15 protein-coding genes are annotated in these 12,467 nt (G+C 57.9%); 7 read left to right on the top strand and 8 right to left on the bottom strand.

What is annotated here, in order from left to right:
* Positions 1–10 precede the first annotated feature (10 nt).
* The 3 genes from dcd to F5897_RS01730 are packed head-to-tail and all read right to left on the bottom strand — an operon-like array spanning position 11 to position 2,632.
* The gene (gene dcd, locus F5897_RS01740; protein ID WP_183304260.1) at positions 11–616 is read right to left on the bottom strand and encodes a dCTP deaminase; all 606 of its coding nucleotides are present in this window, start codon (positions 614–616) and stop codon (positions 11–13) included.
* A gap of 30 nt (positions 617–646) precedes the next feature.
* Complete coding sequence (gene lplB, locus F5897_RS01735) at positions 647–1,702, bottom strand: lipoate-protein ligase small subunit (RefSeq protein WP_124824967.1); 1,056 nt, start codon at positions 1,700–1,702, stop codon at positions 647–649.
* Positions 1,703–2,632 (bottom strand): alpha/beta fold hydrolase, encoded by a 930-nt coding sequence (locus F5897_RS01730; RefSeq protein ID WP_158608087.1) that lies wholly within the window; start codon positions 2,630–2,632, stop codon positions 1,703–1,705. It abuts the gene before it with no gap.
* A gap of 156 nt (positions 2,633–2,788) precedes the next feature.
* On the opposite strand from F5897_RS01730, the gene F5897_RS01725 reads away from it, so the two are divergent.
* The 4 genes from F5897_RS01725 to F5897_RS01710 all read left to right on the top strand — a co-directional run bounded on the left by F5897_RS01725 (position 2,789) and on the right by F5897_RS01710 (position 8,030).
* Positions 2,789–3,727 (top strand): NAD(P)-dependent oxidoreductase, encoded by a 939-nt coding sequence (locus F5897_RS01725; protein ID WP_183304259.1) that lies wholly within the window; start codon positions 2,789–2,791, stop codon positions 3,725–3,727.
* 102 nt (positions 3,728–3,829) lie between these two features.
* Positions 3,830–5,212, top strand: coding sequence for a glycine--tRNA ligase (locus F5897_RS01720; protein WP_124824964.1), 1,383 nt, complete (start codon positions 3,830–3,832; stop codon positions 5,210–5,212).
* A 114-nt stretch (positions 5,213–5,326) separates the two neighbouring features.
* On the top strand, positions 5,327–6,610 hold the full coding sequence (locus tag F5897_RS01715) for a CPBP family glutamic-type intramembrane protease (RefSeq protein WP_183304258.1): 1,284 nt from the start codon (positions 5,327–5,329) through the stop codon (positions 6,608–6,610).
* A gap of 49 nt (positions 6,611–6,659) precedes the next feature.
* The gene (locus tag F5897_RS01710; protein WP_183304257.1) at positions 6,660–8,030 is read left to right on the top strand and encodes a hypothetical protein; all 1,371 of its coding nucleotides are present in this window, start codon (positions 6,660–6,662) and stop codon (positions 8,028–8,030) included.
* 175 nt (positions 8,031–8,205) lie between these two features.
* Here F5897_RS01710 and F5897_RS01705 read toward each other — a convergent pair whose 3' ends face one another.
* From F5897_RS01705 to F5897_RS01690, 4 genes are all read right to left on the bottom strand, one after another.
* Positions 8,206–8,988, bottom strand: coding sequence for a uroporphyrinogen-III synthase (locus tag F5897_RS01705; protein ID WP_183304256.1), 783 nt, complete (start codon positions 8,986–8,988; stop codon positions 8,206–8,208).
* 127 nt (positions 8,989–9,115) lie between these two features.
* Positions 9,116–9,376 (bottom strand): hypothetical protein, encoded by a 261-nt coding sequence (locus tag F5897_RS01700; RefSeq protein ID WP_124824960.1) that lies wholly within the window; start codon positions 9,374–9,376, stop codon positions 9,116–9,118.
* Entirely contained in the window at positions 9,373–9,831 is a 459-nt protein-coding gene (locus F5897_RS01695; RefSeq protein ID WP_124824959.1) for a phage holin family protein, read from the bottom strand. The genes F5897_RS01700 and F5897_RS01695 overlap by 4 nt, the downstream gene beginning before the upstream one ends.
* Positions 9,832–9,905: 74 nt before the next feature.
* A complete protein-coding gene (locus F5897_RS01690; protein WP_124824958.1) occupies positions 9,906–10,160 on the bottom strand; it encodes a hypothetical protein in 255 nt (84 codons plus the stop codon).
* Between the two features lie 147 nt (positions 10,161–10,307).
* On the opposite strand from F5897_RS01690, the gene F5897_RS01685 reads away from it, so the two are divergent.
* Together F5897_RS01685 and F5897_RS01680 are read left to right on the top strand one after the other, a co-directional pair.
* Positions 10,308–10,763, top strand: coding sequence for a 23S rRNA (pseudouridine(1915)-N(3))-methyltransferase RlmH (locus tag F5897_RS01685; protein ID WP_183304255.1), 456 nt, complete (start codon positions 10,308–10,310; stop codon positions 10,761–10,763).
* 39 nt (positions 10,764–10,802) lie between these two features.
* A complete protein-coding gene (locus F5897_RS01680) occupies positions 10,803–11,162 on the top strand; it encodes a hypothetical protein (RefSeq protein WP_124824957.1) in 360 nt (119 codons plus the stop codon).
* Positions 11,163–11,268: 106 nt separating this feature from the next.
* Here F5897_RS01680 and F5897_RS01675 read toward each other — a convergent pair whose 3' ends face one another.
* Positions 11,269–11,589 carry a helix-turn-helix domain-containing protein gene (locus F5897_RS01675; protein ID WP_124824956.1) on the bottom strand — a complete coding sequence of 107 codons (321 nt, stop codon included), beginning with the start codon at positions 11,587–11,589 and terminating at the stop codon, positions 11,269–11,271.
* Between the two features lie 639 nt (positions 11,590–12,228).
* Here F5897_RS01675 and nrdH point away from each other — a divergent pair.
* On the top strand, positions 12,229–12,459 hold the full coding sequence (gene nrdH / locus F5897_RS01670; protein ID WP_124824955.1) for a glutaredoxin-like protein NrdH: 231 nt from the start codon (positions 12,229–12,231) through the stop codon (positions 12,457–12,459).
* Positions 12,460–12,467 lie beyond the last annotated feature (8 nt).

Genomic DNA, 12,467 nt, shown 5'->3' with positions numbered 1-12,467 from the left:
CGCGCAGTGCTTAGTTGCCGCGCTCCCCGGCAGCGGTGATGGTGACATCGGCGCACTCCCAGTTAAGGTAGCTGCGGCTCGCTGTCGGGCCGCGCTGGCCGTGGTAGCGGCTGTTAGTGGCGCCGGCGCCGTAAGGCTTCTCTGCGGCACTAGAAAGTTGGAAGAAGCACAGCTGACCGATTTTCATCCCCGGCCACAGCCTAATCGGCAGCGTCGCCACGTTTGACAGCTCTAGGGTGACGTGGCCTGAAAAACCAGGATCGATAAAACCGGCGGTCGAGTGGGTCAGCAGCCCCAACCGCCCCAGGGAACTTTTACCCTCCAAGCGGGCCGCGATATCGTCGGGGAGCGTAACCATTTCGAAGGTTGACCCCAGCACAAACTCGCCCGGGTGCAGCACGAAGCCTTCAGCCGGGTCAACTTCCACCAGGCGGGTGAGATCCTCTTGCTGGCGAGCCGGGTCGATCTCAGAGTACTTGTGATTATCAAAAAGCCGGAAATACCGATCCAACCGCACATCAACACTGGAGGGCTGCACCAGGTTATCATTGCTTGGCTGTAACTCGATACGTCCCGCAGCTAGTTGCGCCCGAATATCTTTGTCTGAAAGTAACACTCTAAATATCCTATACTTTCGCGCGATTACCTATGCCACCCGGCTGCGCCAAGCAGGGGTGTCAAACTTTTCAGCAACCAGCCGCTCGGCCTCCGTCAGCTCTGCAGCGGTCACCGTAGACATCGTGCCACCGTGCCGCAGCTGAAACACTTTCACCAGGTGCTCGATAATCGCTTCACGGCTCATCCCGGTCTGCGAGCGCAGCGGATCCACCCGCTTCACCGCGCTCTTAATGCCCTTATCGCTGAGTTTTTCACGGCCAATGCGCAGCACCTCGGTCATTGCCTGGGCGTTCATATCGTACGCCATGGTGACGTGGTGCAAAATTCCGCCAGAACCCAAACGCTTTTGTGCCGCACCACCGATTTTTCCGGCCGGCCCGGTGATGTCGTTCAAGGGCAGATAGCGAGCATCAATGTCGAGCTGCTGCAGCGCCTCGATAACCCACTCGTCGAGGAAAGCGTAGCTGTCCTCGAAAGTCATGCCGCGCACCAGCTCCTCCGGCACGTGCAGAGCATAGGTGATGCAGTTTTCGGGCACCATATACATGGCGCCACCACCACTGATACGCCGTACCACCTGCACCCCCTGCGCTGCGGCGGCGGTGAGATCCACCTCATTCTTCAGCGACTGGAAACTGCCGATAAACACCGCGGGGGCAGTGCTCTGCCAGATGCGTAGCGTCGGTTTGCGGTTCCCGGAGCCCACCTGCTGCGTCAAAACTTCGTCGAGCGCGGCATTCAGCAGCGGGCTAACCGGCTCTCCGAGAATAATTTCCCACTCGAAATCACGCCAGCTCGCGGCGTTGGTGAGAGCCCGCCGCACACTCGTGCCGATAGCTTCCGGGGTGATACCGATCATCCCCGGCGGATGCGTCACTTCGGCGCGAATAGCCGTGGCGATATCCGCAATGGAACTTGCCGCGCTGAGCCCCGAAACTGCGGCGTTAATTTCCTGTAGCAGTGAATCTGGCTCCAGGAAAAAATCACCTGACAGCTTAAAATCAATAATCTTGCCGCCAACAACATCGAAGTCGCACACCACCAGCTTGCCGCCGGGAACCTTGTATTCACCGTGCCAAGACATTTATATCGCAGCCCCTTCCAGTAGTCGATCAGTTAACCAGGTGATCAAATCCGCAATCACCTCATCGCGGTTAATCTCGTGAATCAGCTCGTGGCGGGCGCCCGGATAAAGCTTCAAAGACACGTCTCGCACCCCGGCTCGACGATAGTCGTTAGCTAAAAGTGTTAAGCCGTTGTGCTTATTAAGAGCATCAGCACTGCCACTGGTAATCAGAATCGGCACCTGCGGTGCGAGCGGCGCTTTCGGCGTGCCGAACAGTTTTGCGGCATTCACCACTCCGAAGGTTTTTAAAACATCAACGTTGCAGTTCAACTCATCATTCTCAAAGTCGATTGCGACCTGCGGATTACGGCTCAACCAGTCGCGCCCGTGCGGCTCTCCGAACTCTTTGTTGAGATCATCGGCGTTCATGTGGCGTGGGGTGCGGTAGGCTGTGCCAGCCAAAATAACCGCGTCCCACATCGCAGTTGCACCAGCGCGCTGTAAAATCCGCTGCGCCATCAGCGACCCCCAGGAGTGGGCGAAAACAGCGAGCGGCAAATCCGGGTGGTGTTCGCGAATTAACGCGGTGAGTTTAGTGATGGCGTCTTCGGTGGCGCGCAGCCCGCCTTTGCCAAGCTTGCCGAGCTTCTTACGATTGCCCTCGTGCTGCTGCATTCCGGTCAGACCGTGGCCGCGGTGATCCTCCGCGTAGACAATAAAACCGGCAGCGGCAAGCTCCCGCGCAAAAGCATCGTAGCGACCGGAATGCTCGCTAATGCCGTGCACCAGCTGCACCACACCGAGCGCGGCATCATCCGCGAAGGAGGCACGGTCGCCGGCCACCGGCGCAGTAAAGCTCAGTGACTGCGCATCAGGCACCCACTTTTGGGCGTGAATCGTGATGCCGTAGTCATCAAGGTAAGTAAAGCGTTCATGCTGCACAGACATAGTTCTATTGTGACAGTTTTTAGCCAGATATCGCTGATATTGAGCTGACATGCTGGGCGCAAAATCAGCTTCCACGCTTAAAATTGGAGCAGTAACGCGAGTATTTAAGCGCCGCGGCAGTCGCCCGCGTGCAACACCCAAGAAGATGAGGCGAAGATGCGCAAAATCGTAGTTTCAGTGCCAGACGAAGAACTCTTGCAGAGTGTCAGGCAGCGGGTGGATCCAGCCACCGTCGAGCTGCTGCTGTGGGATATGCGAGAGGCGGCCCCGCGATCCACAATCGATATTGTGGTGCCACCCTATCTCAACGCGGAGCCGCTGCTAACCCGGCTCAACGGGGTTGCGACGCAGCTGGTGCAGTGGCAGTCGATTGGTTATAACGCGGTAGGGCAGTATTTGCCGAAGGGGCATCGGCTGGCGAACGCTGCGACTGTGCACGAGACCGCAACCGCGGAGCTGGCAGTGGGGTTAGCGATTGCGGCGCAACGGGAGTTACCACGGTTTGTGCGGCAACAAGGGCGCGGGCAGTGGCACGGCGGCACGACGCGGGCGCTCGCTGACCGCCGTGTGCTGCTGGTCGGCTATGGTGGCGTGGGTAAAGCGATTGCGCAGCGGCTGTGGGCTTTTGAGGTGGATCTCACCTGCGTCGCTAGCACCGCCCGGCTTGAGGAGCTGCCCGGCGGTGACACGGTGCAAGTGCACGGCATCACAGAGCTGCCGCAGCTGTTACCGGAGGCGGAAATTGTGATTTTGGCGGTGCCACTAACGACGCACACCCGGGGATTGTTGGGGGCTGCGCAGTTGGCATTGCTGCCGGATGATGCGCTGTTGGTGAATGTTGCGCGGGGCGCGGTGGTGCACACTGCTGAACTGCTTGCCGAATTGCGTACCGGGCGGATTCGCGCGGCTTTAGATGTGGTTGATCCGGAGCCGCTGCCGCCGCAGCATGAGCTGTGGCAGCTGCCGAATGTGCTGTTGACTCCGCACGCCGGGGGCGACGCAGACGTGATGCTGCCGCGAATCACCGCGCTTGTGGTGCGGCAAATCGCGGCCTTGCTTGCGGGGGAGCAACCAGAAAATATTGTGACACCGTAGAATAGTGTAGAGATGCCGGCCCGCTGCGCGTGTGCCCGGCAGCCTCGCGCACCGCCGGTGTGCGATCCAAAGATCCCCGGATGCACCTTGGAGAAAAAGAGAATGGCAACTGCGACACAGCTTGATAAGGTAATTTCGCTCGCGAAACAGCGCGGCTTTGTGTACCAGGCTGGCGAAATCTATGGCGGCTCCCGGTCCGCGTGGGATTACGGCCCGCTCGGCACCGCCCTGAAAGAGAACATTAAGCGGCAGTGGTGGCGCACCATGGTGCAGAAGCGCGCAGATGTGGTGGGGATCGACTCTAGCGTTATCCTCCCCAAGCAGGTGTGGGAGGCGTCGGGGCACGTTGATGTTTTCACCGACCCGCTGGTGGAGTGCACCAGCTGCCATAAGCGTTTCCGCGAGGATCACCTGTTGGAGGCTTTTGAGGAGAAGAAGGGTCGCGCCGCTGAGGGGATGACCGAGATTGTGTGCACCAACTGTGGCACTCGCGGGGAGTGGACTGAGCCGCGTGCGTTCTCGGGACTTTTGAAGACTTTCTTGGGGCCTGTTGATGATGAGGCGGGGCTGCACTACCTGCGCCCGGAGACCGCGCAGGGTATTTTCGTGAACTTTGCGAACGTGCTGCAGTCAGCTCGCATGAAGCCGCCGTTTGGCATTGGCCAGATTGGCAAGAGCTTCCGCAACGAGATTACCCCAGGTAACTTCATTTTCCGCACCCGCGAGTTTGAGCAGATGGAGATGGAGTTCTTCGTAGAACCTGGCACTGATGAAGAGTGGCAGGAGTACTGGATGAACGAGCGGATGGCGTGGTACACCGATCTCGGCATCGATCCAGAAAATTTGCGCTTCTACGAGCACCCGCAGGAAAAGCTGAGCCACTATTCTAAGCGCACTGTTGATATTGAGTACCGCTTCGGTTTCACCGGCGGCGAATGGGGCGAGCTGGAGGGCATCGCAAACCGCACTGACTACGATCTGTCAACCCACGCGAAGGCCTCCGGCAAAGACCTCAGCTACTTCGATCAGACCAAGAACGAGCGCTGGACTCCTTACGTGATTGAGCCGGCGGCTGGCCTGACACGCTCGCTGATGGCGTTCCTGGTTGATGCTTACCGTGAGGAGAGCGTCACCAACGCGAAGGGCGGCACCGATACCCGAGTGGTTTTGGGGTTGGATCCGCGGCTGGCACCTGTAAAGGCGGCCGTGCTGCCGCTGAGCCGCAACGAGAAACTCAGCCCGCTGGCGCGCGAGCTTGCGGATCAGTTGCGTGACACCTGGAACGTGGACTTTGATGACGCCGGTGCAATCGGCCGTCGCTACCGCCGTCAGGATGAAATCGGCACTCCGTTCTGCATCACCGTAGACTTTGATTCACTTGAGGATAACGCGGTAACAGTGCGCGAACGCGACACTATGGAGCAGGTGCGTGTACCGATTACGGAACTTTATGGCTTTATGGCGGAGCGGTTGCGCGGCGCCTAGTCGGTTTTGAAGCCCGGTGTGCAAATCTGCCCCGGGCTTCGTTTTCGCTACCGAGTATCGGAAGCAGCACTTGTTTTAACCACAGTTAGTTTTGAAGCAGGATAGAAAATTATCATGACTGAGCAGAATCTGAACCCGCAACCGCAGCCTGCGGCACAGCCACAGCCACAGTATGCGCCGCATCCCGCGTCGCCGCCGTCGCAACCGCAGTACGCTCCGCCGTCCGCGTCGCAGCCTGCGCAGTCACCGCAGTTTGCGGTGCCGCAGTCTGTGGCTGGGCAGCAGGCGACCGCGCCGCATCCGTATCAAGTAGCAGCTGCGCCAGCACTAGCGCCGATGGTGCAGCAGGGCGCTGCTTACCCTTGGGCTGTGGGTCCGGAGGTGTGGGTGCCGGAGCAGACCGAGCCGCTGGAGTACCACCGTTTGCTACGTGGAATGAAACGCTACGAGTGGTGGAAGCCGCTGGTGATGTCAATCACCGGTGCCGCAGTTTATCTGTTTGGTACCCTGATACTGTTTATGGCGGGGGCGCTAATCTTCCTCGTGATTGCGGGCCCGGAGGTGCTAGATGACCCGCTGTTCCAAGAACTCAGCGCAAATCCGGAGGCCGCTAACCAGATTCTGAATGATGCGGCTACCCACCCGGCTATTATTGCGATAATGTTGCTGAGCGTGATTACAATGATGCCGGCAGCCTGGCTCGCGATGCGAATTTTCGGGAAGGGCATCTTCAGCCGGGTGTGGTCTGTGGCAGCTCGTATTCGCTGGGAACTAATCCTGTGGTTTACTCTTGCAGCGCTACTGATTTACGCGGTTGTGCAGGGGGTGGGCTTGCTGCTCGGTACCGGCGGCGAGATGATTTATCAAGAGCCGCAGCAGTCAACCGGGATGCTACTGCTGACCTTGTTAGTGATTGTGTTGCTGGTGCCGTTGCAGGCTACCGCCGAAGAAGTCGTGTTCCGAGGTGTGTTGCTGCAGACTTTCGGGTCTTGGCTGCGCTCCCCGGTGCTAGCGGTGATTGTGACGTCTATGCTGTTTGGAGCAGCTCACGTACAGTACAACATCTGGGGCATGTTGGTCACTGGCATGATGGGTTTGTGTATGGCAATCTTAACCATTCGAACCGGCGGTCTGGAGGCAGCGATGGCATTGCATACCGTAAATAATGTGGTGGTTTTCACCATTAACACCTTCGGGTTTGTTAGTGATCCTGACCAGATTGGTCCATTCTCACTGCTCTCAGAACTGGTGATTCTGCTGCTGTTCACCGCGGCTGTGGAACTTATTTGGCGCCGCGGTAAAGCCCGCGGTAAAGCCTGGTACCGGCACCGCATCGATTGGATTGAGGTGCGCCGCCCGCTGGCCACCGTCCAGGGCATGCCCTTGCCCACTGCTTAAGCCCTGAGTGCCTGGGCGCTGCCCTAAACCCGTTGAGAGAGAAGCTGAGATGACGCACCAAGCACATCGTAACCAATCCGGAACGAAGATTGTCATCGCGGGCTCCACCCCCGCAGTTTTGCAAGCGGCGCTTAGCTTGGCGCAGGTAAATCTTGCGGTGGAGCTGTGGGTGGATCACGCCGCCCACGCAGCCCACACTGCGTGGCCCTTGACCGCGGCCGCAGATCCGGAAAAAGCCCTCGCGAAGCTGTATCAAGCGGCGGCAGAGGTGGTGCACAGCAAGGCGCTGCAGAGCGTCGACGTTGCTCCCGGGAAAACCTATTTTTGGCAGCCGGGCGGGCTGATTCAGTTGCCTGAACCGCAGCTTGCTGGCATCACCGCCGCTGCCCTCGCGCCGCAAATGCAGCAGCTCTTGGGATGGCCGGCGAGTATTCGCGCGTACTGTGATCGGCTGCTGCCGGTGCTCAACATTGGCAAGGTGAAATCGCTTGCTGCGCTAGTAACTAAACGGCAGGGGGCCACCGCCGCAGTGCTGCCTGAGCTCGTGAATCGTGCGCGCACCGGGCAGGCGCTCGCGGAGCTTAAAACCGCGGCCGTGGTGCCGCACCTTAATGAGGGATTAACTAAAACCGGCTCACTCAGCGGCGCTATCGCGTGGTTGGCTGCGGATCGGCCCGCCCTCAGCTATCCACAGCAGGGCGCAGTGGCGGCGCGAGACGCGGTGCTGCGGGCACTGCAGTATTACGGGGTGACCGTGCAGTTTGGGCAGGCTCCGGCTGATGCTTACGACACCGCCGCGCTGCTCCGTCTCGCCGCGGGGGAGGAGACTGAATACGCCGCCGGTGCCCCGACCGCGGACGATGCCGCGCTGCACGGCACCGCAGAAACCGCCCCCGCTCCGGCTGCTGGCGCCTCGGCACCGGCTGTCTTGGCTGCGCCAGTTCCACCTGTCACTGCCGCAGCAGTAGGGAGCAGCGTTTTAGCGACTCTGGCAGATACGCTTGCGGTGCAGCCGGGTGATGAAATCGTGTTGCCCTTGACCGCGGCCGGCGAGGTTATCGCGCTGCGCGACAAGCAACGCCCCGCACCTGCCGATACCCGCGTGGTGCACGCCCGTGTGCTGCACCCGGCAGAAGTAGCGGCGCTGCACCAGGCAGAGCTGTATCAAGCGTTGCCCGCCGCGGCGGAGAATAACGGACAAGTTGCTGTTTTGAGCCTGCATTACGCTGATACGCAGCCTGGCAGCGGCGCGGAGGTGTTGCGGCAGGCCGCGGCGCAGCTGGGAGCCGCAGTGGTCACGGAGATCCAGGCGTTTGTGCTGGCTGATCCACAGTGGCAGCACGCTGCGGTGCAAGAACTACACGAAATGCAATTGGCGTTAAAGCCGTTGCGACGGAAACTGTTGGGTTTTGAGGCGTAGCATTTATTTGCGCGAGCACTACAGGCGGGGAGCTTAGGGCATCTGTGGCTAGTGCCGCGGTGCGCATTGCGTGTTTTTTGATGTTGAACACGGGTGCGGTGTGAAGTGCGTGTGTGGTGGATCAACCCGCCGTGGCAGCTGGCAGCCGTTGGCAGCGCGAGAAACTTAAACTTGATTAGTCGAGCATGTCGGCTGGATCAAGCGTGCCGAATACGGTCTGCACCAGCTGCTCGCACAGCTCAGCAGATGCCGCTGGGCCGCTGGTAAGCCCCAGCCGTGCGGCTTCTTCCTGCGCAGCTTCGCCGATGCACGCCACAATCGTGGTGTCAGGGCGGTCAGCGAACTGCGTTGCAACCTCACGCGCAATCTGCGGGGAGGTTACTAAAATCGCGTTGATGTCACCCGCGGTAACATCTTCACGGGTGTGAATAGAGGCGCGCACGCCAACGGTGCGATACGCCACAACCTGCGTCACATCGTGGCCGCGCTCCAGCAGACCGAGGGTTAGCACTGGCTTTGCCGCGTCTGAACGCAGCGTCAAAATGCGCAGCACATTGCCGCTGTCAATCTCGGGCCACACCTTCAGCAAGCCGACAGTGGTGGTGTCAGCATCTTCGGTTGTGCGTGCTACCTCGTAGCCTGACTCGATAAAAGCCTCATAGGTTGCTTCACCTGCGCACGCTACCTGGGTACGTTTGGCAATTTTGATGTTGTGGTGATTAAGCACATCAACAATTGTGGAGTTGGTGGCAGTGACCCAATCGAAATAGCCGGCCTCAAGCTTCTCCAGAGATTCGCGGAGACGATCTAACTCGCTGGTGTGTGCGAAATCAACAAGCGGTGATACAGCAGTGGTAGCGCCTTGCGCTTTTAGCGCCTTTGACACCACCTTGCCCCAGACCCCGCCGCGTGGCACAAGCACGCGCAGACCTGAGAGCGGGGCTTTCAATTCGGACATAAACTCCACTCACTGCCTGTTTACAACCGTTTTAAACAAAGGGCGGTTGTAAATTTTCCTGCGTCTATTTTCGCCTAATATCTAGCTAAATGCAAATAATCAATATAGCAATGCGCAGCCGGCTGCCTTAGAGAGACTTTATAACTGCTGAAACAGCCGCTGCGGTTGCCAAGCCAACCACCGCGCTCGCAGCTCCTACAACGGCAAAGAATAGCACGGGGTTGCGGCGTCGCGTTTCCTGTACCCGAGCCTTGCCGCGATCCACCGCCGCATCAATACGGGCGGGGTAGTCGAGCTTGTATGCCAACTGGTTGAGAGTGCTGTGCAACTGCGCGTGCGCCTGCTGTGCCGCTGCTACGCCTGACTTTGGTGTGTTTTCTGCGTTCATTCCCATACTCCTGACTCGCCCGGCTTGGTGCCCTTCTTGCCCGGCTGCGCGCGCATCTTATTGGCACCGTTCTGCATTTCAGCGGCAGCCGCAAAGTCTGCTTTGACGCGAGCGATAGTTGCAGACGGAATCGGATTGCCGCGCTTCGCCAGTGCGATGCCCGCGATAACGCAAATGATAATCACCAGCAAACCGCCGCCTGCCACAATCAGCGCCGCCAGCCATACCGGCAGCGCTTCAGCTATGCCGGCAATTGCTGCGGTGAGCAGCACCGCGATTGTCCAGTAAAGAATAATGAGCGCCACCACGAACAGGACTATGGCGATCACGAGGTTTTTGATCCGCCCGCCAACTTCCGCTTTGGCGTTAGCCAGCTCAACATCGGCAACCTGCTTAATCTGTTTCGGCAGGCGAGACAGCAGCGCGAGGGTGCTAGGAGATTTTTTCTTAAACACTTGGCGTCCTTATGGTTCTGTTGCAGTGCACTAGAGAGCGGCGGAGCAGATGCCCCGTAGCTTTGGGTGAGCCGCTAGTTAGCAGTCTTTTTCGCTGAGTTTTTCTTCCCGGCAATAGCGGCGCCAACTTTGTCGCCAACCAGCTCGCGAACATCATCGTAACGGTCGCTCGCGAAATCTGAAACTGCGCCCACGCCGCCCTGTACTACCGGGGTGTTCCAGACTTTGTTAGCAATTTTGCAAATCTGGTGGTAGCGGTTGCGACCGGCACGTGCGCCGAGGAAGTAGCCGAGTCCGAAGCCGAACAGGAGCGTAAGCTTGGTCTTCATAAGTGCCTCTATTCTGTAAACAATAATCTTAAAACTATTTATAGCCTACCGGTGCTGGCTGGGTAACAAGTCCAAAAATATTTTTGGGTGTGAATCAGGAAGTGTGTAACCCCGCTGTGGTTTTTAGTAATCGGCTAGGTTAGGGGTATGACTTTGCGGATTTTAGCTGTCGGAAAGAAGCACGAAAGCTGGGTTGCCGAGGGAATCGGTCGGTACGAAAAGCGCCTGCGCAAGCCTTGGCAGGTGCAGTGGCAGTTGCTGCCCCACTCAGCGCAGCAGGAGGAACAGGCGCGCACCGAGGAGTCAACGCGCATTTTAGGGAAGCTGCAGGATGCAGAGTTTGTGGTTTTGCTTGATGAGCGCGGCAAGATGCTGAGCTCCCCGAAACTGGCGCAGACGCTGGAGCAACAGTTGCAACGGCGTAATGCCACGGTGATTATTGGCGGCGCATACGGGGTTGATGAGCGGGTGCGACAGCGTGCAGATTTGGTGTGGAGCCTGTCGGATCTGGTGTTCCCGCACCAGTTAGTGCGGCTGATTTTGGTGGAGCAGATTTATCGTGCTGGGGAAATTGCCGCGGGGCGGCCTTACCACCACGTTTAACCAGGCAAAGTTGTCATACCCGGTCTTTAGACTGGGGGCATGAAACTAAAGCAATTATGGGTGCGCTTAGCGGCGCCACAGGTAAAATTTTGCGGGGCTAAAAACAGCAGTGCTCGTGGCCCGACTGAGGCTGTAACGCTGGTGCCGTGGGCGCCAATCCGCGATGGTACGGGAAGGCTGCGTGGGGTGCGGCACGCGGGTAAGTCTCCTGCGCGTCAGGTGCGGGTACTGCTAGCCGGTGACGGGGTTTTTGCTCAGTCTCTGCCGGTGCAGTTAGAGCCTGGCGAACGGCTGCTTTTCAGGGTTGGGGCTGCTGCAAGAGCAGAGCAACAGACGATTGTGGTGCGCTGGTTAGATAGCGCGGGCAGGGAGTTATTATGGTCAGTTCCGGTTCTCTAAGCAGCGATAGGTTGGTGGCGTTGCGACCGCTAACGCTGCGGCTGGCCCCAGACCGGTGTGTGGAGCAGGTTATGCTGTGCTGCTTGCTGCGGCCTGGTTGCGTTGCTTAGAGCCAGCGGCTCTGCGGGCGGCTCTGTCCTGCTTTCCGTGCCGCAATAAAATCTCGTGCTGTAAGGGTGCGATCTGTATCAGGCACATTGTCGCCAGTGATTTCGCTGGTTAGTTCGGCAACAGTGGTGTCGAGCGCGGTTGCGATACGGGTTAGGGTAGTGAGGCTGGGGTTTGCTTCCCCGCGTTCAATTTTGCCGAAATTGCTCACGTCTATATGTGCCAGGTAGGCAGCATCGTTTTGGCTAATGCCGAGCCGCAGACGAATTTCTTTAAGCTTCTTGCCAAGTGGCACGGTAGGCGGAACAGCAGAGGTCATACTTTCTATAGTCACTAGAACCGGGTTTCTGACGCCAGATGTTAATGGCACCCGGGTTTATAAACCCGAGGTGTTTATACCCTAATTTAGGAGGTGCGCTTGAGATTATTCAAAGAAAGCTTGCTCTGGGAACACTCGAACAAAGCTTGCCCCAAGAGTACTTGCAGAAAGCTTGCCCCAAGGAAAACCGGCGGAACCAAGCTTGCGGGACAGTCGCCATAAACGGCGGCCGTGGCTTACGGCAGAGGGTTTTGTGTCAGCTTTGTATCAGCAACGGCGCGATTTTGGGCGGTGTAGCCGCGCTTTCGGGTGGTGTAACCACGGGAGATAGCGAGCTAAAATTGAGCACCACTAACTGTTGTGGTGTGGTTACTTTTGGCGCCCTATATCTTGTGTTTATCGACACGCCCAAATGGTTTTCCAAACAAAAATATTTTCTAGTTTTGCACCGCTGTGGATAACTGCATTACATGCTTGTAATTCCGCGAAACTTTTTCAACAGGAGGGGTTAAAAACCGGTGCTTATCTTGTTGATAATTACAACAGTGCAATTACATCATCTAGTGTTGGCGGAAGTTGTGGTTCACTAGATGTAGTGGTTTTACACAAATCTTGAATTTTTAAGATTGGAAGAAGAAAATGGCAATTACGGTTTATACAAAGCCTTCATGCGTACAGTGCACCGCTACCTACCGCGCGCTTGACAGCAAGGGTATTGAGTACAACGTGCTGGATCTGTCAGAAGATCAGGACGCCCTGCAAACCGTAAAAGAGCTTGGATACTTGCAGGCTCCGGTTGTTGTAACTGATGAGGATCACTGGTCAGGCTTCCGCCCAGACAAAATCGAAGAGCTGGCTGGCCGTCTCTAGCCAGCTAC

Source organism: Canibacter oris, from assembly GCF_014197205.1.
GTDB classification, from domain to species: Bacteria; Actinomycetota; Actinomycetes; order Actinomycetales; family Microbacteriaceae; genus Canibacter; species Canibacter oris.
This window is presented reverse-complemented; position numbering and strand designations above follow the sequence as displayed.